Raw genomic sequence first — 21,694 nt, 5'->3', positions numbered from 1 at the left:
TTCTCCTTTCTCTGATTTATATCATCAGTATACCATAGAACGCCGGAGTTATAAACGTTTTTTATCACGCTTGCAAAAATCTTTTGTTTCTCTTTTGGTTCGTTATATTTTATACTATCTGAGGACAGGGACAAAAAATCCCGCACACACGAAAAAAGAAGGAACACAAAAAAGGAGAAACAAGATGGAAAAGATCTCTCGTAAGGGCTTTCTGAAGGTTGCCGCTGCCGCCGCCATGAGCGGCGTCACCGCAGGCGCTCTGGCTGCCTGCAACGGCAGCAGCGCTTCTTCCGGCAGCGTAGCAGACGCTATCTACACCCCCGGCACCTACACCGGCACTGCTACCGGCATCGGCGAGGTGAAGGTGACCATGACCTTCAGCGCCACTGCTATCACCGATGTGGTGGTGGATACCTCCAACGAGACCGAGAGCATCGGCGGCGTGGCTGCCCCCACCCTGCAGGAGGCGCTGATGGAAGCACAGAATGCCGAAATCGACAACATCTCCGGCGCTACCGTCACCACCAACGCCGTCAAGAAAGCTGCCGCCAGCTGCATCGAGCAGGCCATGGGCGTAAAGACCGAGACCCCTGCCGCAGAGCAGACTGCTGATTCCGGCGAGGACTGGCTGGGTGAGGAGCCGGATGTGCAGGCTTCCGAGACGCAGGACTTTGATGTGGTCGTCATCGGTGCCGGTCTGTCCGGCATCTGCGCTGCCCGCGCCGCCGCCGAGGAGGGCGCAAAGGTCGCTATTGTGGAGAAGAGCGCCTCCTTCAACTGCCGCAGCGGCGAGTACGCTCTGCTGAACGGCAGCCTGAACAAGCGCTGGGGCCGCGAGAACATTGTGGACGAGGATGTGGTGGTCGACCGCCTGATGCGCGAGTGCACCTTCCGCAACAAGCGCCCCATCCTGAAAAAGTGGGCCAGCCATGCACACGAGGTCATGGATTGGTTCATCGAGGCTTATCCTGAGCTGACCATCTGCGACACCACCCGTCAGGTGGTCACGCAGGAGCAGTTCGACAAGGGCATTCTGGTGCCGCTGGCATGGCCGCAGCCCGAGCACTACGACTACCGCAACGAAGAGTTCCCCACCTTCCCCTCCAGCATGGAATTCCGCTCCTCCCGCAAGGATCAGCAAGGCTTTGTGGTGGAAGCCAACCTGAACAAGGCCATCGAGGCCGGTGCCAAGACCTTCTACGGCTGCTTTGGCACCAAGCTGCTCAAGGACGGCGACGGCCGCGTGACCGGCGTGATCATCCGCGATGCACAGAACGGCAATAAGTACATCCAGCTCAACGCTGCCAAGGGCGTGATCCTTGCCACCGGTGACAACTCCGGCGATGAGAAGATCATGAAGCACTTTGCCCCCGAGGTGGTGGAGAAGCAGATCATGAACATGGGTGCCATGGGTATGCTGGGCGTAGACGTGGAGGGCAACTCTGTGGAGACCGGCGACGGCCTGCGCATGGGCGCATGGATCGGCGCAAAGGTGCAGGATCACCACGCACCTATAACCCACCACATGGGCAGCGGTATGGGCATTACCCCCTTCCTGCAGCTCAACAAGCGCGGCGAGCGCTTTATGAACGAGTGCATCCCCGGCCAGCAGCTGGAAAACCAGATCGAGCTGCAGCCGGAGTGCACTTCCTTCCAGCTGTACGACGCCAAGTGGGGCGAGCAGATCCCCTATATGCCGGCCAACCACGGCGGCCTGTGCTATATCATCCCGGAGGACGAGGATGAGTCCAACCCCAACTACACGGACCGTCAGTACACCAAGATCAGCGCCAAGGCCGAGGCTTACCAGTTCAAGGCCGACACGCTGGAGGAGCTGCTGACCCAGTGCGGCTACGAGGGCGAGGCACTGGACACCGCACTGGCCTCTATCCGGCGCTACAACGAGCTGGCCAAGGCCGGCTCCGATGACGACTTCGGCAAGCCCGCAAGCCGGATGTTCGCACTGGAAAATCCCCCGTACTACGCCTGCCAGTGGGGCACTACTGCCATGCTGGTCTGCGCGGGCGGTCTGGAGAGCGACGAGAACTGCCACACCTTCACCGAGGAAGACCCCGCCAGCCCCAAGCGCGACATCATCAAGGGCCTGTATGTCTGCGGCAACGTGCAGGGCAGCCGCTATGCGGTGGAGTACCCCATCTGCATGCGCGGCGTCAGCCACAGCCTGTGCGTCTACTACGGCTACATTGCAGGCAAGAACTGCGTGGCCGGTGTTTGATAAGCCCACCGCACAATAACTGAACCATCCCCCGCCCGGAGCAGTCTTTTTTCTTCCTGCTCCGGGCTTTTTTGCGCCTGCGTGACCCGGTCACGGAAAAGCGGGCGGCGTATGGGGTATACTGATGGTGTCAGTAAAACACAACACCCATTCAGGAGGGAAAAAATATGGCAGTCATCAACATTACCAAGGAAAACTTTGCACAGGAAGTGCTCCACAGCGAAAAGCCCGTACTGCTGGACTTCTGGGCCAGCTGGTGCGGTCCCTGCCGGATGCTGAGCCCCGTGGTGGACGAAGTAGCCGAAGAGCGCACCGATGTAAAGGTGGGCAAGGTGAACGTGGACGAGCAGCCGGATCTGGCGGCGCAGTTCGGGGTAATGAGCATCCCCACCCTGCTGGTATTCGAGCAGGGCAAGCTGGTGCGTCAGGCTGTGGGCGCCCGCCCCAAGGCCGGTGTGCTGGAGCTGCTGGGCTGAATTATTGTTTTGAATGTGGTACAGCGGAACACCTGCGGGCGTTCCGCTGTACCTTTTTTCATGGGGAAGGACACAAAGGCAAACAGCAAAGCGCCCGCCCTATGGTTCGAGCAGAACCACGGGGCGGGCGCTTATTTTATATGGAGTTCAGAAGAAAAATGCGGGATTCAGCTTACAGCTGGGGGCCTGCGGAGACCAGAGCCTTGCCGTGCTCGTTGCCCTCGTACTTGGCGAAGTTCTTCACGAAGCGGCCGGCCAGATCCTTTGCCTTCTCTTCCCACTGAGCGGCATCTGCGTAGGTGTCGCGGGGATCGAGGATGGCGGGGTCAACACCGGGCAGAGCGGTGGGAACCTCAAAGTCGAAGTAGGGGATCTTCTTGGTGGGAGCCTCGTTGATAGCACCGCTCAGGATCGCGTCGATGATGCCGCGGGTATCCTTGATGGAGATGCGCTTGCCGGTGCCGTTCCAGCCGGTGTTGACCAGGTAAGCCTTTGCGCCGCTGGCCTTCATCTTCTTGACCAGCTCCTCAGCGTACTTGGTGGGGTGCAACTCCAGGAAAGCCTGACCGAAGCAAGCGGAGAAGGTGGGGGTGGGCTCGGTGATGCCGCGCTCGGTGCCTGCCAGCTTTGCGGTAAAGCCGGACAGGAAGTAGTACTGGGTCTGCTCCGGGGTCAGGATGGAGACCGGGGGCAGAACGCCGAAGGCGTCAGCAGACAGGAAGATCACGTTCTTAGCTGCGGGAGCAGAAGAAACGGGACGCACGATGTTCTGGATGTGGTTGATGGGGTAGGACACACGGGTGTTCTCGGTGACAGACTTGTCAGCGAAGTCGATGTGACCCTCGGCATCCAGAGTGACGTTCTCCAGCAGAGCGTTGCGCTTGATGGCGTTGTAGATATCGGGCTCGGACTCCTTATCCAGGTTGATGACCTTAGCGTAGCAGCCGCCCTCGAAGTTGAACACGCCGTTGTCGTCCCAGCCGTGCTCGTCATCACCGATCAGCAGACGCTTGGGGTCGGTGGACAGGGTGGTCTTGCCGGTGCCAGACAGACCGAAGAAGATGGCGGTGTTCTCGCCGTTCTTGTCGGTGTTGGCAGAGCAGTGCATGGAAGCAATGCCCTTCAGCGGCAGGAAGTAGTTCATCATGGAGAACATACCCTTCTTCATCTCGCCGCCGTACCAGGTGTTGACGATGACCTGCTCCTTGCTGGTGATGTTGAACAGCACAGCAGTCTCGGAGTTCAGGCCCAGCTCCTTGTAGTTCTCGACCTTAGCCTTGGAAGCGTTGTAAACAACGAAATCAGGCTCAAAGTTCTCCAGCTCCTCAGCGGTGGGACGGATGAACATATTGGTAACGAAGTGTGCCTGCCAGGCCACTTCCACGATGAAACGCACTGCCATGCGGGTATCCTTGTTGGCGCCGCAGAAAGCATCCACGACGTACAGGCGCTTGTTGGACAGCTCCTTCTGAGCGATCTCCTTGACAGCCTTCCAAGCCTCCTGGGAAGCGGGGTGGTTGTCGTTCTTGTACTCATCGCTGGTCCACCACACGGTGTCCTTGGAGTTCTCGTCCATCACGATGAACTTGTCCTTGGGAGAACGGCCGGTGTAGATGCCGGTCATCACGTTCACAGCACCCAGCTCGCTGACCTGACCCTTCTCGTAGCCTTCCAGCTCGGGATTGGTCTCCTCGGCGAACAGCTGCTCGTAGGAGGGGTTGTGCACGACTTCAGTCGTGCCGGTGATGCCATACTTGGTAAGATCCAACTTTGCCATATTTGCGTACCTCTACTTTCGTTTGATCCTTACATAACTCTGTGTAGGAGATGCAGCGCCATTTATGGTACGGACACCGCATAAGGGGGAGACAGCACAAAACGATGCAATGCAAATTCTCCTGTCTATCATTATACACAAAAGCTTTTCAAAAGCAATAAATGGAAGGTTCTGTTTGCAAAAAAGAAACAAATTTCATAAACAAGCTTTCCCACATTAAGTAAATTCCCGAAGCCCTGCAGGGACGCAGACTGTGAAAAATAAGGCGGGACGGGAGAAAACCGACATTTTGATAAAAGTTTGACAAGCAGGGATGCAAGGTGGGACCCCCGACCCCGGTGGGGCAAAAAACACAGCAGACAGCTCTTTGGTACAAGACCGAGAAAATGTAAATGAGCACAAAAAATAAGATGATAGTTGAAAAAAATAAAGCGGTATGGTACTCTAAAGCTAGAGAGGACTCTCCGAGAAACAGAAACCAACATGCCGAAAGAGAGGAAGTGCTTTTCTATGAAAAAGATCGCCCCGATCCTGCTGGCCATGGTTTTGGCCCTGACCCTTTGCCTGGTGGGCTTTGCGGATGCAGAAAGCTATGACGATGATCCATTGGAAGAAACGGCGGCTTCCACGTCCGAGGAGGCCTTGGAGGAGGCAGAGCCGGTTCCTGCCAGGAGCAGTGAGTGCGACGCTTGTGGGAAAATGTCTCGCGTAACCCCAAAAAAGACACGTTTGAGACCGGACCGGAGGAAGTAAAATGCATCCATTATCCCCACGGGACGGACGAAGTCTATTATCAGCATGCTACGTATTACCAGGTCTGCGGTTCCTGCGGATACAAGTCCGGCACATGGACTGTGGACGAGGGAGAGTCGCTCCGGTACTGCCACGGGTGGTCGGCGACAAAGCACTGAGTTCCGGGGAGAGCGATTTTTGTACGGCTAAATGGAGAGGCCCCTGTAGCAGGGTGCCGCTGACCGTTTCAAGAACTTGTGAGAAACAGCAGCCCAGAGCCCTGAAAACAGCTTTGGGCTGCTGTTTTTGCCCTTTTTGGCAATATTTTGGCCAGAAGAAACGTTTTAGTGGTAAAGGGACCTTACTTATGCTATGCTGGTTCTGTATATAGATGATACTTTTCCCCCTTTGCCGGGGGCTGACATAAGGGAAACTGCCATGAAAACCATCTACATTCTGCTCACCCGCTCCGGCACGCTGCTGTCCAAACTGGTCTATGCCGCCACCGGTTCCAGCTATACCCACGCCTCCATGGCCTTTGATCCAGAGCTGAGTTGCCTGTACAGCTCCACCCGCAAAAACGGCTACACCATGTTCCCCGCAGGCCCCAGCAAGGAATATCTGAACAAGGGCGTTTTCCGTCTGCGGGACAACGCCCCCTGTGCGCTGTATGCGCTGGAGGTGTCCGACGAGGCCTATTCCCACGCCCTGCACCGCGCCGAGGAATTCATGCGCCACAGCGAGGAGTACAGCTTTAATATTCTGGGGCTGATCCTGTGCGGGCTGCATATCCGCTGGCAGCGCCGCCGGCATTATTTCTGCTCCCAGTTTGTCAGTGAGGTGCTGGAGCAAAGCGGCGCTTTGGCGCTGCCCAAGGACAGCACCCTGATGCACCCCAACGACTACCCCCTGCTGCCCCAGCTGAAGTGCCTGTACAAGGGACGCTTAGCCGACCTGCCCCAGCGCAAGGCCATGGAGCTGGGCGAGACGCCCTCGATGGTCAGCATCTATACCGGCCTGCTGGTGGAGCTGCTGCAGCGCCGGGCGCAAAGGTTTTTTGAGTAACTTTGTTGTATAAAACTGAAATTTCCGCTTTTTTAGGTGTCGCTCTTGCTTTTTGCAGCCAATTGTGGTAATATTATTCGGCGGTATTGTTTTGCCGCAGAATATGCGCTCGTAGCTCAGCCGGTAGAGCATCTGACTTTTAATCAGAGGGCCAGGGATTCGAGCTCCCTCGAGCGCACCAAAATCCCACGAAGAATCGCAAGATTCATCGTGGGATTTTCCTTTTTCTGGGGCTCTGCACACTTTTGCACACTTTTTGCACACCGGCGGGAAAGCCGTGTTTTTCCTTGCATTGTCTGCATTCTGTGCATCGTGAGCGTTTTTTCCATACTTTTTTCAGGCGAACAGCAGGCGGGTGAACTCACGCCGCTGCTCGGGGTTCATCTGTCGGACAACTTTCAGCATCCCTTCCGGGGTGATCTGGATGCTGTCCGGCAGATTTTCTTTTACCGGCACAGAGCCGGATTTGGGGGAGCTGATGTCCTGTGAATAGAAGTCTGCTTCCAGCTTCTCAGCCAGCTCCAACCGGGGCTTGTCCTGCGTGTGGGCGTAGGTGTCCATCAGGATGCCGGTGGTGGCGTGACCGGTGTTGCCCTGCACGGCTTTAATGTTGCCGCCGGATTCAATCAACTGGTAAGTGGCACTGGAGTGGCGCAGACCGTGGAACACGATCTTCTCAAACTCCGGGTGCTCTGCACGCCAAGTGCGGTACCATTTAGAAAGGGCTTCCGGGGCAACAGGCATACCGTTGGGCAGGCGGAAGAGCTGGCCACAGTTGCGATATCTGCCATCCATGGCAAGCTCGTCCTGACGGAGCTTTTCCAGCCAAGCCAGCAGTTCCTCCTTCAAGGGTCTTGTCAGATAAAGGGTGCGGCTGGATTTCTTGGTTTTCGGCTTCTTCAGCACCAGTGCGGAGCTGCTGCCCTCACGCTGGTCGGGGAAGATGTGGTAGATCTGATTCGGGTCGGTCTTTTCCAGTGCAGCCTTTTCGGTGCGCTGTAAGCTCCTGCCGACCGTGATGGTCCCACGTCCATCCGCTGCATCGAAGTCGATGTCTCCCGGCTGCAAGCCAAGGATCTCTCCGACACGCAGCGAGAGAATCATGCTCAGATGGACAGCGAGGTGGAGCGTGGGGTCGGTCATGGTCTGCAACGCAGCAAGCATGGTCTTTTCGTCCCAGATAGCACGTTCTTCCGAGGTCGATTTCGGGGCTTCTCTCGGAATCGGTGACTTAAGGAGCAGACCCCACTCAACGGCATAGGAAAAAGCAGTCTTGAGCATAGCGTGGACTTCCCGGATGGAAGCACCCGTCAGAAACTGCCGCTTCTGTTTGTCGGTGAGCGTTTGCTTGACACCCTGCTTATACAGTCCGCGCGGTGTCCGGCTCAAAGTGGCGTAGAACTGTTCAAGGTCATACGTCTGAACCTTCTGAATCTGTTTCTTGCCGAGATAGGGCACGACAAGATTCTGGATCATGGCTACCGTGTGGGTGTAGGTCTTGGGTGCCCACTTGTGCTTGCTGGACTGAATGGGAAGCCACTTGTACAGCATTTCCGCTACCGTCATTGCATCGGGTATGAGGAACGTACCGTCCAAGAGTTCTTTCTCTACCGAGATCTTGCGGTCTTGCGCTTCCTTCTTGGTTTTGAAGCTCTCCCAGCCTTCACAGATCCGGCCAGCATGGTCTTTGTATTTGAAACGAACGGAGTAGGAATCTCCGCGCCTGAGAATAGATGCCATAGATGTTCCCTCCCTCAGACCGCTGCAAACCAATCATCGAAGCTCTGCTTGCTTACCCGGATGCTGGTACCGAGGCGGATCACCTTGAAGTCCTTCGTGGTGTTGCACAGGTTGTACGCAGCACGGTTGGAGATCGCCAAAAGCTGGGCAATCTCCTCCACCCGGTAGACAAGCGGGGCGTGTCGGACGGTTTTTCTGGTCTGGTCAGAAGGTTCTACGGCAGGGGTTTCGGACAATTCCATTGTAGGAGATTCGGGCGCGATTTTCAAGTCCTCGCGGGTCAGTTTAGCGGAATTTTTGCGGACATTCGTCATAGGCATGTCTCCTTTGCACTTCTCCAGACCCGGCGCAGTTCCGGTTGAGCTGCACCCTGTGGGCCGGTAAATATGTAAGGGCCTGCCGCTCCTGACCCGAAGCAGCAACCCAAAAAAGTGCGAGAACTTGAATTTACGCGCCCCACGCGCCCCAAACCACACAAAAGTACCTTTCTGTGTTGATTTTATGGGGCGCATGGCTGAATTGTATGCGCCCTTTTGGGGCGCATCTTGCCTTCTCTCCCGCCCCGAAGGGCGTGTTGCCGCCCTGCATCCGCCCGGAAAGGGCAGATACGCGCCCGGAGAAAACAGCGATAACAAGTCAAAACCATGGCTTTAGGGCGCGTAGGGCGGGAGAATTTCACTTTTCGTGTGTTTTATGCCGCAGCAAAGGCGGGGTGGACGCATACGCCCCGGAAGCCGCGGTACTTTCCCTCGATGTGCTTGGAAAAGGTCAGGCCATACTTCCCTGCATTTTTCAGCAGGAACTGGCTGAACTTCTTTTGAGGAACAGGCGATTCCAGATTATCCTCGCACCACTTGGTGTAGGCGCGGTAGAGATAGGTGGAGCGTTCCTCGGTGTCGGGCTTGAAGCGGACATACGCACTGGCCTGCATGAACTGGGTCAGGTTATCGCTGTCCGCCATGGCTGCTTCAAGGTTCTGGATGGAGCGCTCGCTGATGGTGAACTGATAGCGGTTCGCCAGCAGACGGTGTAGCCCCTCCAGCATCCACAGCAGGATGCCGGGTCGCTCCTCGGACAACTCTTCGATGAGGAACGGGTTATCCACTCGGGCAGGGTCACGGTCTTTCACCGTGATGAGGATCTGTCTGCGCCAGAAGCCGTCGCTGTCATCGTGAGCAGCCACAAGGTTGCCATTGCCGAAGCAGATGAAACGAACGTACAGCAAGCCTTGGACAGCCTGCTTGTTTTTCCGCTCGATGCACAAACGGTCTTCAGCGGTAACGATGGACTTGATGTTCCGTGTTTCGGGCAAAGCCACCATATTCAGATCGTCATCGACCATGACCAGCTTGTACTCCAGATTTGCACTGGCAAAGCGGTTCGTTTCGATGCGGAGGATGGATTCGGAGTGAGAGGCTTCCCCGAACAGCTTCTTCAGCAGCAAGCCGATGCGGGATTTTCCCTCGCCGCCCTTGCCGGTCATGACCAGCATCTTCTGCGCCTTGGTAGACGGGATCAGAAGATAGCCGAGATATTCCTGCAAGGTCAGAATGTCCTCCGGGATGAGCAGACCGTCCAGAAATTCCAGCCACTTGGTCGGTGCAGGGGCATCGGGCTGGTATTCCACGGGGAGCCGGTTCAGGCAGAGTTCCTTTTCCGGCACAAAGCCCCGCTCGTCCAGAAAGTAGGTTCCGTTCTGGAGATGGATGCGGTCAAGCTGGGGTTTCCATTCAGGGGTATAGGTTTCGATACGGAGTGCGTCCAGAACCTGCTTTTCCTTCTTGGCAAGGTTGTCGAGCACAAAGTCACGGAGGTCGCTGTGGACTTCGTAGATCAGTGCGTCCTCGTCTACCTCGCCGTTCTGGTCAAACAGCTTCTGTTTCAGGCACATCATGGGATGCTTCTCTAAAAGGTACTGGCAGTAAGCGGTTTCACGCACTTTGCCCTTGCTGTCTACCCAAGGGCATTCGCATTCTTCCTCTTCTTCCAGTTCGTCCTCATCACGCCAATCTTCGTTCCTCTTTTTCCAGTCGCTCATGCAATCCCTCCCAATACTTCCGTAGCTCGTTTTCGGTCTGCGGGTCCGGGAGCACCGAACAGTCCAGATAATATTCAACGATGTCAAGGTTCTTTATCGCTTCAAGAAAGCAGGGGTGAAGTTCTTCTGTGGGTGACTGCGGTGCATATCGGACCCGCCAACGCTGCAGACAGCGGTAATAGTCCAGCAGCTGCTGCCGAACGGTGGGCGGTCTGTAGGAAGCAAGCCGCACCTTGCCGTCGGCAAGTGCCATGCCGAAGTCGTTCTTCAACTTTTCCACAGTCTTGTAGGGAGAAAGTTGAAAAAGTCTGCCGACAAAATCGATCACATCGCCATCCGCCTGACAGGCGAAACAGTGGAAACGGCTGTCTACCTTCATGCTGGGGTGTTTATCCCCGTGGAAGGGGCAGCACATCATGCCGTTCCGGTTTACGGCGAAGCCGTACAGCTCCGCTGCCTGCCGGGTCGAGATGGCGCTTTTTACGTCCGAAAAGACAGAGGAGCTACCCTCCGTCCCAATGGGTGGGGTACAGGCGAAAGGACGAAGCCCGGTGAGGGGCGTGGGTGAGGTTGGGTTTATTCACACATCGATCCGTCAGAGTGTTGTTCATTTGACCTCCTGCTGCGGTACGGCGTGGCTGCGCTCTTCCTTGCGGAAGAAGGCTTCCACGTTCTGTTGTGCGGTGCGGAGTTCACGCAGTTCGATCTGCGCTTTCTTGTAGCGGGTGTAGAACCCGTTTTTCTCCGAGGAAAGGGTCTGGTATTCGGCATCCAGCTTTTTGAGGTCCGGCAGTGTCCTGAGCCCGTTGGCCTTGAAATAGGCGCAAGCGGCCTCGTACACGGCAAGCTCTGCACGGTGCTGCTCCTTAAACTTGGCGGGATTTCGCACCGTCTGGAGCTTCTGTGCAAGAGGCTTGTACTGCCGATAGACCACAAGATGCCCGCGCAGCTCCTTGAGGGAGACCATGCGGGCATCCAAGTCTTTGACCACCGCCAGTGCATCGTCGTGCTGGGTTTGCAGTTCGGCAATGCGCTGGTGCAGGGCATCTTCGCTGAGCAGCTTCTTCTCCTGCAGGAGACACAGGGTCTGCGACCAGCGTTTGAGGTTGAACTTTTTCGCCCAACGCTCATAGCCGATGCCCTTGCCCGCAGCAACGTTCGCCTGAATGTCAACCAGTTTCCTGATCTTATCCGGCTTCTGTTCGCTGGCGGGCTGGATGGCGGTTGCAAGCTGGATGTTCTGGGAGAGGGCGGTCAGCACCTGCTCCTTTTCCAGCTTCTTGCTCAGTTTCTTGGCGGTGATGAACTTTGTCCGACCGGGCGGGCAGTAACTCAACCGGCCTCGGCTCTCCTTCACGGCGATGCCGTGTTCCTGCATGAGCAATGCAGAAAATTCCTCGAAGGTGGTGGTCTTGTTCAGCACAGCGTAGATCTGCTTTCGCAGCTTGTCCAGCTCGGTCTGGTAGACGGTCTGGGTGGGCTGCTGTCCTTCGGCGGCAAGTTTGGCGTTGGCATGGTCTAGACGGCGTTGTCCGCGCCGCTGCGCCCAATACTCGCGCTCCGAAACATGGTCGCCTTGGGCTTCCAGCAGATTGATCTGGTTCAGGTCGGCTTGCTCGCACATCTCCATGACTGCGACACGGAGGTGCCGGAGCATGGCAGAAGTGCAGCGGTGCTTCTTGCCCGCTTCCCAGTCGCACGGCTTGTCCATGAAGGGCTGCCGTTCCACGGTGCGGACACGCAAGCTGCCGATGACGATGTGGACGTGGATGTTCCCGGCACTGTTGTGCCCATCCGGGTGGGTGCAGACGATGGCGGGATGACCGGGGAAATTTTCCTTGCAGAACTGCAAGCCGAGGGCCTGCGCCCGCTCCATGGTCAGGTCGTTCTCTACTGCGTCCTTCGGGTCGAAGCTGATGATATAATGGTGGGTCTTCACGTCCTCCCGCCCGCCGTTCTTGCCGTATTTGCGATTGGCAATCAGGCAGGCCATAGCAAACGAAGATTCGCCGCACTCAAGGGTGTCGAGCAGGTACGAATCCCGCAGCTTGGGTCTGCCCTTCTCGTCCAGAATGGGCAGACCGGTGTACTCGTTGTGCTGAAAGGTGAGATAGCTTTCGGCGGCGGCATAGTTAGAGTTCTTCGAGCTTAAATGCTTGATGGTTGCCATACAGTTCACCAACCGTTTCTTCGGCTTTCAGCCGAAAGTTCGTGAGTGCGGACAGTTCCTCCAGAATTTGCGCCCGGAGCTGCTCGGTGTCTTTGCCGCCGGAGTTGAAGTGCCGTGCAAGCTGGTTGAGGTTGCTGCCCACCTTGCTGCACTGGGCAGACAAGGCGGCAAGCGCCGCCAGTGCATCCTCGCCGCCCTGCGCCACCACAACGGTGTGCTTGACGTTCACGCCGTACAGGACGCGGCGGACGAGTTTGGATTGGGTGAGGTGGAGTTCTTTGCAGGCGTATGCGATCCGCAGTTTTTCCTCTGCGGTCACTCGGACTTTGATGATGTGTGTCTTTCGTTTTCGCGGCGTGTCATTGCGGTTCTCTCGTGCGTGTGCGTTCGTACTTTTCATTTCAGCCATATTCGACCTCCTGTGAAAATGATAAATGCCCGCTCCGGGATGGAGAGGGCTATGTAAAACGACACGCCGCTTTCGCACCAACGGTGCGAAGCTAGAGCAGGGTTTGGGGAAGGCACTCCCCAACAAGACCGCGGTTGCGTAGCAACGAAAGCCCCAGTGGGGCTTTCAAGTGGCAGCGCGGTCTGCGACAGCAGATGGAGGGGCTTTGCCCCGACAAGCGCTTGCCCCAACAAGGATGACTGAGTGGACAGCAATTTTTCAAGCATTGAAAATTTGTGGCCACAGGTCGATACTTGCTTTCGCCCTTTCCGTGCAACACTGAAAATTTCAGAAGTCGAACCGCAATGCACGTTGAAAATTTTGCAGAGCAAAACGTGTGAAAAGGCAAAGCCCCTGCTCATGGTCACCGTTCACACCGAACGCAGTTCCTGCCCCTGTTTTGCAGCGGCGTTGTCCGGCTCGCCCACAGAAAGCGTGAGGTCATGGCGCAGTATCTCGTTCAGACGGCTTATGTAAGATTCAAGGTACAGTATGAAGAAAGCCGGACGCAGTGCGGACACTACAACCTGCTTCTTTCAAGCACAAGAATAACACTTTACAGTTGTGCAGTCAACAACTAAAAACAAATTTTGGAAGATTGAACAACTACATAAGATTTTATTTGTGAAAAAGAAAAATACCGCCCACGCAACGCAGCGATGATTTTGTCGGGTGAATCGGCGGCAAAATAGATCGGGTGTGTTGCGGGGCGGTAAAAATCTTCATGGGGAATAAATCCTCGCCGTTCTGTACTTTTCTGAAAGTCCGCGTTTGCGTAGCAATGAAAGCCCCAGTGGGGCTTTTAAGCGGCAGAGCGGTCTTGCGCAAGCAAGATGGAGGGGCGTTGCCCCGACAAGCTCGGTGGGATTTGCGATAAAGGGTATCATGGATTGCAGCGAGCGTCAAGATGGCTTTGCAAATTTTATTGCAGTAAAGCAGTGATAGTAGGACTTATATTTAACACACAGCAAGAAACAATTTCCGTTTCGCACATTGTAATGTTCGCAGAAAAAACTTATAATGCTTTTGAACCTGTAGGACACACAAAACGCGGAAAAGAGAGGAAATCATGAGAAAACTGTTCCTTTTGGAAGATGATCTGAGCCTGATCAGTGGGCTGACCTTTGCATTCAAGAAACAGGGCTTTGCACTGGATACAGCCCGGACGCTGGCAGAAGCCGAGGTGCTGTGGTCAGACAGAAAATATGACCTGCTGGTGCTGGATGTTTCCCTGCCGGATGGCTCTGGCTTCGATTTCTGCCAGAAGGTGCGGCGCACATCCAACGTGCCGATTCTGTTCCTGACCGCTTCGGATGAGGAAATGAATATCATCATGGGACTGGAACTGGGCGGGGATGATTACCTGACCAAGCCGTTCAAGCTGGGTGTCCTGTTGTCGCGGGTCAATGCACTGCTTCGCCGTGCAAATGCGTCCAGCGCAGGAGAACCCGTGCTGGAATCGGGCAGCATCACCGTCCGGCTGTTGCAGGGACAGGCGTACAAAAACGGAATCTTGCTGGAACTGACCGGCGCAGAGTACAAGCTGCTCTGCTTCTTTATGCAGCATCCGAATGCCGTGCTATCCAAGGAACAAATTCTGGATGCACTGTGGGACTGCGATGGGGATTACATTGACAGCAGTGCCTTAACAGTGTATATCCGGCGGCTGCGGATGAAGATTGAGGACGACCCCGGCAAACCGCAGATGCTGCTGACTGTCCGCGGCATGGGCTATAAATGGAATGGATAAAGGTGCCGTATGAAAGTATTCGCAAACCGGGAAATCCGGATTTTGTTCCAAGCCGTGCTGGCGGTCTGGGCGGTGGCATTGGCTCTCACGCAGGGCATCGTATGGCATACGACGCATGTATTTTCTTTCGGGTTACTATTGGTTTTTCTGCTTCTGGGCGGCTGTCTCTGGGGCGTGCTTTTTCGCTATTTCCAAAGGCAGAGCGCGCTTCTGGAACAGGCAGTCCAGCAAATTCAAAGCTGTCTGGATGGCAACCCGGATGCACGACTGGACTGCGACCGGGAGGGAGAACTTTACCGTCTGTTTCACTCCGTTAATGCATTGGCGGCAGTTCTGAACGCACACGCAGACAACGAGCAGCGGGAGAAGCGTTTTTTGAAAAATACCATTGCAGATATTTCGCACCAGCTCAAAACACCGCTGGCGGCGTTGAATATCTACAACGGTCTGCTTCAGGACGAAGCTGTTTCGCCGCCGGAGGTCAAAGAGTTTGCAGACCTGTCCGAACAGGAGTTGGACCGCATCGAAACGCTGGTGCAGAATCTGCTCAAAATCACCCGGCTGGATGCCGGTTCGGTCGTCTTGGAGAAGAAAAACGAAAATGTTGCTGAAATGGTGCAGGACATCGCGCGGCAGTATAACTATCGTGCAGAGCAGGAGCAGAAAAAGCTTGTTCTGTCCGGCTCAGAGGTGGTTACACTTTGGTGCGACCGTGACTGGATGCAGGAAGCTGTGGACAATCTTGTAAAGAATGCCCTTGACCACACAAAGAGCGGAGATACGATTCAGGTAGAGTGGAATGCACTGCCGTCCATGGTTCAGATCAAAGTGCGCGACAACGGCAGCGGCATCCACCCGGAAGATTTGTACCATATCTTCAAACGGTTTTATCGCAGCCGCTTTTCTCAGGATACACAGGGCATCGGGCTGGGTCTGCCGCTGGCAAAAGCCGTTGTGGAAGCCCATCACGGCACCATTGAAGTAGACAGCGAGCTGGGAAAGGGCACGACCTTTACTCTGAATTTTCCGATTCCTACAAAATTGTAGGCTGCGTGTAGGCTTGCAGTAAGGTTGACGTGTTATCCTTTTCTGCACAGACAGAGATAATCCGTCTGAATCGAAGGAACCTGCAAAGTGAGGGATACACTATGGAACTATTAGAAGTCAACCATCTCTGCAAGACCTACGGCAGCGGAGAAACCGCTGTCCATGCGCTGAAAGATGTTAGCTTTTCAGTGCCGAAAGGCGAATATGTGGCGGTCGTTGGCGAATCCGGCTCCGGCAAAAGCACCCTGCTCAACCTGATTGGCGGACTGGATACGCCGACTTCCGGCAAGGTGCTGATTGATGGCAAGGATGTTTTTGCCATGAAAGACCGGGAGCTGACGATCTTCCGCCGCCGCAATATCGGTTTTATCTTTCAGGCATTCAACCTCATCCCGGAACTGACCGTAGAACAGAACATCCTGTTCCCGGTGCTGCTGGACTACCAAAAGCCGGACAGAGCATATCTGGAAGAACTGCTGACCGTGCTGAATCTGAAAGACCGTCGGAAGCATCTGCCAAGTCAGCTTTCCGGTGGGCAGCAGCAACGGGTAGCCATTGGCCGCGCCCTGATGACCCGCCCTTCCCTGATTTTGGCGGATGAGCCGACCGGCAATCTGGACACCCAGAACACCAGCGAGGTCATTGCCCTGCTAAAAGAAACATCCCGGAAATACGAGCAGACCATCCTGATGATCACCCACAACCGCAGCATTGCGCAGACGGCAGACCGGGTGTTGCAGGTATCGGACGGCTGCCTGACCGATTTTGGGAGGTGCCGGGAATGAGCAGCACAGAAATGAAAAGCTATCTGAGCCTGATCCCGATTTCTGCCAAGGTACGCAGACGACAGAACCGTATGACGATTTTGTGCATCGTCCTTGCGGTGTTTCTGGTCACGGCGGTGTTCAGTATGGCAGATATGGCGATTCGGATGGAAACCTCAAACCAGCTGAACAAAAACGGAAACTGGCATATCATGGTAAAGGACATCTCCCCTGAAACAGCCGCAGAGCTTGCCGCACAGGAGGATGTTGCTGCATTTTCGGCGTATAGCGACATCAACGCTTCCCTTACGGAAAACTATTTTGCCGGAGATAAACGTGCCGCACTGGTAGGAGCAGATGATGCGATCCTTCAAATCTTTCCGGGAATGCAGTGCAGCACTGCCCCGGCGGATGGCGAAGTGCTCGTGACAGCAAACATCCGGGATTGGCTGGATGTTACGGTCGGTACAGCGATTCCGCTGACGCTCCCGGATGGACAGACCATTTCGCTTACTGTCGCAGGTTTCAATGAGGATACCTCCGATGCGAACCAGTATGATGCTGTTGTGCTGGTGATGAACCGCAGTACATTTTCTCAGATTGCCGCACAGGTAGAAGAATCCTTTGAAACACAGTATTTCATCCAGTTCAAGCCACGTACCAATTTGCGGCAGTCCATTGTGAACATCGAAAACAAGTACGGAATTTCAGAAGAAAAAATCTCCGAAAATACTTACCTGATGGCGTTGAACGCAAGCAGCAACAACGATTATATTGTAGGCTTATATGCGGTAGCGGCTGTGTTGGCTGGCATGGTCGTCCTTGCCGGAATTTTTATGATTACAGGCAGCATCAACAGCAATGTAGCGCAGCGTACCAGCTATTATGGAATGCTGCGTTGTCTTGGGGCAGGAAAAAATCAGGTTCGGATGCTTGTCCGGCTGGAAGCTCTTTTCTGGTGTAAAACTGCTGTTCCAGCAGGATGTGTGCTGGGAATCGTTTCCACATGGGGATTGTGTTCCTTTCTGCGTGGATTTATCGGCGAGGAGTTCAGCTCTTTACCAGTGCTTGGCATCAGCCCGGTCGGTATTATCTGTGGTTCCGCGCTGGGACTTATCACGGTTTGGTTCGCGGCATCTTCTCCGGCACGGCGGGCGGCAAAAGCTTCTCCGATCACAGCAGCAACTGGGAATGCGGTGGAAAATGCAGCGGATTTTCCGCGTCATGCCCGGTTGTTTGGAAGTCGTGCAGAGCTTTCTTTGGGCGTGAGCCATGCAACCTCGTCCCAAAAGAACTTGCTTCTGATGACAGGTTCCTTTGCGTTAAGCATTCTCCTGTTTTTGAGCTTTTCGGTTTTGCTTCGATGGGTTGGATTTGCGCTGAATCCGTTGCGGCCCTACACACCGGACTTATCGGTGGCTGAAACATCCGGGCAAAATGTCCTTGACCCGGTGCTGGTGGAGCAGCTGGAAGCTCTGCCGGAAGTCAAACACGCATTCGGGCGGATGTATTGCCCGCTCCCGGCGGAATATCAGGGAAAACAGGGGTCCATCGACCTGATTTCATACGATACGATACAGTTTGGCTGGGCGAAAAAAGACCTGATTGGAGGAATCCTTCCGCAGGAGCCGGAGGATGGCACATACCCTGTGCTGACGGTATTCGACAAAAGCAACTCCCTGACCGTGGGTGATACCATTCAACTGGAGGATGCAAAGCTCACAGTCGTGGGTGTATTGAACGACAGCCCGTTCAGTAGTACCGATTCCCCGATTGTTATCTGCACCGAAGAAACCTTCCGTCAGCTGACCGGGCAAAACAGCTATGCGGTGATCGATATTCAACTAAAAGATACCACAGCAGACGCAGCCATTGCACAAATACACACCCTGCTGAGCGACACGTTAAACAAGCAGGTTGTCTTTTCCAACCGAATCGAAGGAAATCGGATGATACAAAGCACCTACTGGGCGTTCCATCTGGTGGTCTATGCGTTTCTCATCGTGATTGCAGGAATCACCATTCTGAACATCGTCAACAGCATTTCCATGAGCGTGTCGGCACGAATGAAGCAGTATGGCATCCTGCGTGCCATCGGGATGGATGATGCACAGCTGAAACGCATGATCTCTGCCGAAGCTGGCACCTATGCGGTGTCCGGTCTTGTGGTGGGCATTGCGCTGGGTCTTGTGCTGAATCGGAAGCTGTATATCCTGCTCATCACCCATTATTTCGGTGCAGCGTGGCAGATGCCGTGGGGCTGTCTTGCCGTGATTGTCGTAGTCGTGCTGGCGGCTGTGGTGCTGGCAGTATATAACCCGGTCAGGCGAATCCTCATGCAGCCCATTACTGCAACCATCAGTGAATTATAAGCCAGAACAACAGATGCCCACCAGCTTATGGCGAAAACCATAGGTCGGTGGGCATCGTGTTCTTTATAGGGGCTTAATCTTCCGGTCTGCCGTGGTCACAGCCAAGCGACAGATAACGCTCCATCTCCCCTCTCAGTACCATCTGTGCATACTCCAAAGCAGCCAGTCCAGCTCTGCCCGCTGTGCCGGGGTGTTGCCGTACTCGTCCTCGACGGCGATGCAGTCGATGGCAAGGGTAGTGTATGACGTTCGCAAACGTAGCAATGGCCAAACCCCTTTAGCATATAATATGATTGAGTGCTTTTAAATTTAAGCGCTTGAACTTACGTCCTTTTGTGGTATAATAAAGCTAGAGGATAGCGGCATTGACCAGCTATCGGTGGCGATGAAGCAGTGGACTGGTTCGGTATCAGCCGATTGTGGAGCCAGACCGTGGGTTGAGCGATAACCACAAGCCGAATAGATTCGATGAATCGAAAGAAAACGCTTAATAGGAGCCTTGCCTTTCGGCAGGGCTTCTATTTTTTTGAGGGAAGGTGAAAATGTGCAGGACGAACAGCAAGATATTTTGTATCGGGCAGCAGAAGTCTGGAAAGAACTGACTGAGTACCACTATGTTTTCACCTACGGCTATAAGGGTGAACTGCACGAGATCAAGCTGACATTTTCACCAGAGGACTTCCCTCACCTTGCTGGGTTCCACTACCTGAAAGACATCGCCTTGCCCCGGTATAGTCCACGCAAGACGGTTGATATGATTCTGTCTGATAAGATCACCTACGACAAGGTAAAGAAGGGCACACTCTATCAGGAGTATGTGAAACCGCGTCTGCTGGCACTGGTGCGGTTGAAAGAAATACTGGAACAGGGGTTCGATTTGTTCTCCTATATGCCCCAGTTTTATCCGTTCGTGACCAAAATCAAAGCGGATTACCTGATTTCCAGCCGAATCGAACCAACTGCCTTTGTGTTCATTATCCGGGAATCTCCCTACGGCAATGCGGTATGTGACTTTCTGTGTTGTTCTACTTTTGAAGAAAGCGGCCGTGACTACCGTGCAAACCAACGTTCTCGAACGCTCCTGAAGAAAGAGCGTGTACATATTGAAACGCAGGACACGGTGGTTCTGTATGACCGCTTGCCGAAAAATCTCGATTAACAAAACGATGCCCACTCACTCATGGAAAAACCATGGGCGGGTGGGCATCACTTGTTACCCTTCTGTCAGAGCAGAAATGGTAGGTTGTCCATTTGGCATAAAATGATAGATGGGACAAGATTCAAAGAACTTCTGTGATTCTTCAGGTAGCTTATCAAAGTGAATTTTAGCCGCAACAGGATTATCTAATAGTAGATATGCACCAACGTAAATAGACTCATTGTCTTGGGCTACTTCAATAAGAGAAAGAATTTCGGCTTGTTCAGTCGAAGTCAATATGCGAGAGCGTTTGACGGACTGAAGATAGTTGAGAATAGCAATCGGATGCTCTGTATATGGATCAGAATCCTTAATCCAAAGCGCGAGGGTAGTCGCAGTGGATAGTAGCTCAATGCGACTATTTTTACTTTCATCGTATGCTTTAAGCATTTCAAGAAGAAGTGCATTGAGCGAATGAGAATAATCTTCGGAAAAAGGAACGTGCTGAACGGCATCAAGTAGCGCGTTATAGTCGATATTGCAGTACTTCAACATTGCATCTTTATTTAACATGACGAAGTGAGTGGATGGATATTCTTTATCATTTTTGTCAAACTCGCGATATATCAGTGGTACATAGTTAAAATCATAGATGTTATGGTATTCACTATTTTCTTCAGTCGGAACAACCCATAAAAGAAGTTCTAGATTAGCAATATGGCAGCTTCGAAGAAGCGATTGGCTTGAACACATCTTGATTGGTTCTTTGTCGATTAGTGCAGCTCTCAAGATGCTAAGATTAGTATTGTCTGTGACAGAAAGGGAAGAACAGTCGAGGTCGGCTGTTGCATGAACTGCCTCTAGCGTCTTTTTCACATCTAGAAGAAAGGAAAGCTTTTTTTGAAGTGTAGGAAGATTGGCACAATCAGCTTCACTGAAAGCGATTTTTCCACCATTGATTTCATAGTGATGGGCAGAAAGGGCAGCAACCATAAACTCTGCATCTTTGATACGCTCTGATAGTGTTCCGGATAAAGTAAAATTGAATTTTGTAGGCAAGGATTGCGCTGTACTGAAACTCATCTGTATTCCCTTACCAAAACGAATGACCGTAGATGATTTAGAACGTGTGACAGTATAACTCTCAAAATAAACTTTAGAATCAATGCTGATAGGAGCATCTCGTGTAAACGAAAATAACTCAATACGGTCAAGATGAGCAATGGGCAGTTCGACTTTTTGAGGGAGAACAGCATAAATGTAAGTTTCGTGGTCAAAAAAATAATCAAGGGGCAAATCGTAATGTTTTGCTGCACTAGTAGAATAGCCTAGAGAAATAGTGTTGGTGGGTAAGTCTGAATCGAAGGATAAGAGCGCGCTATTGATAGCGGCGCGTTGCCTATTCATGTGATGCGCGAAATTAAGGAAGATATCATCGATATCTTCTTTTTTGGTCGGAAAAACTTTTAATTCAATGCTTTTGCATTTAGAGAAATCTCCTTTATAGTCCTTGAGCATTTTTTTGAGGTCGAACGGAAGAAGTCCAACATAGTATATAGTATAATGCTCATCTTCCTTATCGAAATACACGACAAAAAAGATGGTTCCTCCAACATAAAGATAGTTTCTTAAATCAGAATATTGGATAGAATACTTTATGCTCTTTTTCTTTAGATTTGGTTTAATATGACCTTTGACCTGAACAGGTACTTTTAAAATCAAGTCAGCTTTTGCATGAACGTGGCCGGACTTTTTATAGACTTCTACATCTCCATCCCATGAGGGCTCTTTATCATTGGAATTGATGTGAGAAACCAAGTGACCCGTTTTGCTTATGGCAAGTTCAACATGATTTGTAGCAATCTTTTCAGAATCCATATTAGACCTCCAGATAAGGTGATTGCAGAAATATGCATGAGAGTGCAGTTTCTTGTTTGTACT

General features: G+C 53.3%; 17 protein-coding genes, 1 tRNA gene and 1 pseudogene. 10 read left to right on the top strand and 9 right to left on the bottom strand.

All coding sequences use genetic code 11. From position 1 onward, the window contains the following. Window positions 1-184 precede the first annotated feature (184 nt). Complete coding sequence (locus C7J97_RS01080; RefSeq protein WP_223450605.1) at window positions 185-2,236, top strand: FAD-dependent oxidoreductase; 2,052 nt, start codon at window positions 185-187, stop codon at window positions 2,234-2,236. Between the two features lie 167 nt (window positions 2,237-2,403). Continuing rightward, entirely contained in the window at window positions 2,404-2,712 is a 309-nt protein-coding gene (gene trxA, locus C7J97_RS01075) for a thioredoxin (RefSeq protein ID WP_005921611.1), read from the top strand. A gap of 172 nt (window positions 2,713-2,884) precedes the next feature. Here trxA and pckA read toward each other — a convergent pair whose 3' ends face one another. Continuing rightward, complete coding sequence (gene pckA, locus C7J97_RS01070; protein WP_005921605.1) at window positions 2,885-4,489, bottom strand: phosphoenolpyruvate carboxykinase (ATP); 1,605 nt, start codon at window positions 4,487-4,489, stop codon at window positions 2,885-2,887. Between the two features lie 510 nt (window positions 4,490-4,999). On the opposite strand from pckA, the gene C7J97_RS01065 reads away from it, so the two are divergent. The 3 genes from C7J97_RS01065 to C7J97_RS01055 all read left to right on the top strand — a co-directional run bounded on the left by C7J97_RS01065 (window position 5,000) and on the right by C7J97_RS01055 (window position 6,467). After that, entirely contained in the window at window positions 5,000-5,242 is a 243-nt protein-coding gene (locus C7J97_RS01065) for a hypothetical protein (RefSeq protein ID WP_113991787.1), read from the top strand. A gap of 417 nt (window positions 5,243-5,659) precedes the next feature. Continuing rightward, entirely contained in the window at window positions 5,660-6,286 is a 627-nt protein-coding gene (locus C7J97_RS01060; protein WP_113991786.1) for a hypothetical protein, read from the top strand. Between the two features lie 105 nt (window positions 6,287-6,391). Beyond that, a tRNA-Lys gene (locus C7J97_RS01055) sits at window positions 6,392-6,467 on the top strand. 155 nt (window positions 6,468-6,622) lie between these two features. On the opposite strand, the gene C7J97_RS01050 is transcribed toward C7J97_RS01055, so the two are convergent. The 6 genes from C7J97_RS01050 to C7J97_RS01025 form a co-directional block, all read right to left on the bottom strand. Next, window positions 6,623-8,026 (bottom strand): site-specific integrase, encoded by a 1,404-nt coding sequence (locus tag C7J97_RS01050; protein WP_113991785.1) that lies wholly within the window; start codon window positions 8,024-8,026, stop codon window positions 6,623-6,625. Between the two features lie 14 nt (window positions 8,027-8,040). After that, window positions 8,041-8,346 carry a helix-turn-helix domain-containing protein gene (locus C7J97_RS01045; protein WP_113991784.1) on the bottom strand — a complete coding sequence of 102 codons (306 nt, stop codon included), beginning with the start codon at window positions 8,344-8,346 and terminating at the stop codon, window positions 8,041-8,043. Between the two features lie 371 nt (window positions 8,347-8,717). Continuing rightward, a complete protein-coding gene (locus C7J97_RS01040) occupies window positions 8,718-10,064 on the bottom strand; it encodes a DNA primase family protein (RefSeq protein WP_113991783.1) in 1,347 nt (448 codons plus the stop codon). After that, window positions 10,027-10,479: a CHC2 zinc finger domain-containing protein gene (locus C7J97_RS01035; RefSeq protein WP_278320565.1), complete on the bottom strand. Its 453-nt coding sequence runs from the start codon at window positions 10,477-10,479 to the stop codon at window positions 10,027-10,029. Before C7J97_RS01035 ends, C7J97_RS01040 begins: the two co-directional genes overlap by 38 nt. Before the next feature lie 192 nt (window positions 10,480-10,671). Next, window positions 10,672-12,234 carry a relaxase/mobilization nuclease domain-containing protein gene (locus tag C7J97_RS01030; protein WP_113991781.1) on the bottom strand — a complete coding sequence of 521 codons (1,563 nt, stop codon included), beginning with the start codon at window positions 12,232-12,234 and terminating at the stop codon, window positions 10,672-10,674. After that, a complete protein-coding gene (locus C7J97_RS01025) occupies window positions 12,197-12,643 on the bottom strand; it encodes a plasmid mobilization protein (protein WP_113991780.1) in 447 nt (148 codons plus the stop codon). Before C7J97_RS01025 ends, C7J97_RS01030 begins: the two co-directional genes overlap by 38 nt. A gap of 1,108 nt (window positions 12,644-13,751) precedes the next feature. On the opposite strand from C7J97_RS01025, the gene C7J97_RS01015 reads away from it, so the two are divergent. The 4 genes from C7J97_RS01015 (at window position 13,752) to C7J97_RS01000 (ending at window position 18,615) form a co-directional block, all read left to right on the top strand. After that, window positions 13,752-14,432, top strand: a complete 681-nt coding sequence (locus C7J97_RS01015; RefSeq protein ID WP_005942822.1) for a response regulator transcription factor — start codon at window positions 13,752-13,754, stop codon at window positions 14,430-14,432. A 9-nt stretch (window positions 14,433-14,441) separates the two neighbouring features. Beyond that, window positions 14,442-15,479, top strand: coding sequence for a HAMP domain-containing sensor histidine kinase (locus C7J97_RS01010; protein ID WP_113991779.1), 1,038 nt, complete (start codon window positions 14,442-14,444; stop codon window positions 15,477-15,479). A gap of 101 nt (window positions 15,480-15,580) precedes the next feature. Further along, window positions 15,581-16,264 (top strand): ABC transporter ATP-binding protein, encoded by a 684-nt coding sequence (locus C7J97_RS01005; protein WP_005942816.1) that lies wholly within the window; start codon window positions 15,581-15,583, stop codon window positions 16,262-16,264. Next, on the top strand, window positions 16,261-18,615 hold the full coding sequence (locus C7J97_RS01000; protein ID WP_113991778.1) for an ABC transporter permease: 2,355 nt from the start codon (window positions 16,261-16,263) through the stop codon (window positions 18,613-18,615). Before C7J97_RS01005 ends, C7J97_RS01000 begins: the two co-directional genes overlap by 4 nt. Before the next feature lie 73 nt (window positions 18,616-18,688). Here the strand turns inward: C7J97_RS01000 and C7J97_RS15315 are convergent. After that, window positions 18,689-18,855 (bottom strand): annotated as a pseudogene (locus C7J97_RS15315) (DUF6061 family protein); the annotation flags it as partial. 304 nt (window positions 18,856-19,159) lie between these two features. On the opposite strand from C7J97_RS15315, the gene C7J97_RS00995 reads away from it, so the two are divergent. Then, window positions 19,160-19,774 (top strand): PBECR4 domain-containing protein, encoded by a 615-nt coding sequence (locus C7J97_RS00995; protein ID WP_242983405.1) that lies wholly within the window; start codon window positions 19,160-19,162, stop codon window positions 19,772-19,774. A 54-nt stretch (window positions 19,775-19,828) separates the two neighbouring features. Here C7J97_RS00995 and C7J97_RS00990 read toward each other — a convergent pair whose 3' ends face one another. Continuing rightward, window positions 19,829-21,631, bottom strand: a complete 1,803-nt coding sequence (locus C7J97_RS00990; RefSeq protein WP_113991776.1) for a DUF4365 domain-containing protein — start codon at window positions 21,629-21,631, stop codon at window positions 19,829-19,831. Window positions 21,632-21,694 lie beyond the last annotated feature (63 nt).

Source organism: Faecalibacterium prausnitzii (assembly GCF_003324185.1).
Lineage (GTDB): Bacteria > Bacillota > Clostridia > Oscillospirales > Ruminococcaceae > Faecalibacterium > Faecalibacterium prausnitzii.
This window is presented reverse-complemented; position numbering and strand designations above follow the sequence as displayed.

What these genes read in the sequence shown, in the direction of transcription:
- C7J97_RS01080 (WP_223450605.1), top strand. Translation starts at nt 185, where the DNA reads ATGGAAAAGATCTCTCGTAAGGGCTTTCTGAAGGTTGCCGCTGCCGCC.
- trxA (WP_005921611.1), top strand. Translation starts at nt 2,404, where the DNA reads ATGGCAGTCATCAACATTACCAAGGAAAACTTTGCACAGGAAGTGCTC.
- pckA (WP_005921605.1), bottom strand. Translation starts at nt 4,489, where the DNA reads ATGGCAAAGTTGGATCTTACCAAGTATGGCATCACCGGCACGACTGAA.
- C7J97_RS01065 (WP_113991787.1), top strand. Translation starts at nt 5,000, where the DNA reads ATGAAAAAGATCGCCCCGATCCTGCTGGCCATGGTTTTGGCCCTGACC.
- C7J97_RS01060 (WP_113991786.1), top strand. Translation starts at nt 5,660, where the DNA reads ATGAAAACCATCTACATTCTGCTCACCCGCTCCGGCACGCTGCTGTCC.
- C7J97_RS01050 (WP_113991785.1), bottom strand. Translation starts at nt 8,026, where the DNA reads ATGGCATCTATTCTCAGGCGCGGAGATTCCTACTCCGTTCGTTTCAAA.
- C7J97_RS01045 (WP_113991784.1), bottom strand. Translation starts at nt 8,346, where the DNA reads ATGCCTATGACGAATGTCCGCAAAAATTCCGCTAAACTGACCCGCGAG.
- C7J97_RS01040 (WP_113991783.1), bottom strand. Translation starts at nt 10,064, where the DNA reads ATGAGCGACTGGAAAAAGAGGAACGAAGATTGGCGTGATGAGGACGAA.
- C7J97_RS01035 (WP_278320565.1), bottom strand. Translation starts at nt 10,479, where the DNA reads ATGTGCTGCCCCTTCCACGGGGATAAACACCCCAGCATGAAGGTAGAC.
- C7J97_RS01030 (WP_113991781.1), bottom strand. Translation starts at nt 12,234, where the DNA reads ATGGCAACCATCAAGCATTTAAGCTCGAAGAACTCTAACTATGCCGCC.
- C7J97_RS01025 (WP_113991780.1), bottom strand. Translation starts at nt 12,643, where the DNA reads ATGGCTGAAATGAAAAGTACGAACGCACACGCACGAGAGAACCGCAAT.
- C7J97_RS01015 (WP_005942822.1), top strand. Translation starts at nt 13,752, where the DNA reads ATGAGAAAACTGTTCCTTTTGGAAGATGATCTGAGCCTGATCAGTGGG.
- C7J97_RS01010 (WP_113991779.1), top strand. Translation starts at nt 14,442, where the DNA reads ATGAAAGTATTCGCAAACCGGGAAATCCGGATTTTGTTCCAAGCCGTG.
- C7J97_RS01005 (WP_005942816.1), top strand. Translation starts at nt 15,581, where the DNA reads ATGGAACTATTAGAAGTCAACCATCTCTGCAAGACCTACGGCAGCGGA.
- C7J97_RS01000 (WP_113991778.1), top strand. Translation starts at nt 16,261, where the DNA reads ATGAGCAGCACAGAAATGAAAAGCTATCTGAGCCTGATCCCGATTTCT.
- C7J97_RS00990 (WP_113991776.1), bottom strand. Translation starts at nt 21,631, where the DNA reads ATGGATTCTGAAAAGATTGCTACAAATCATGTTGAACTTGCCATAAGC.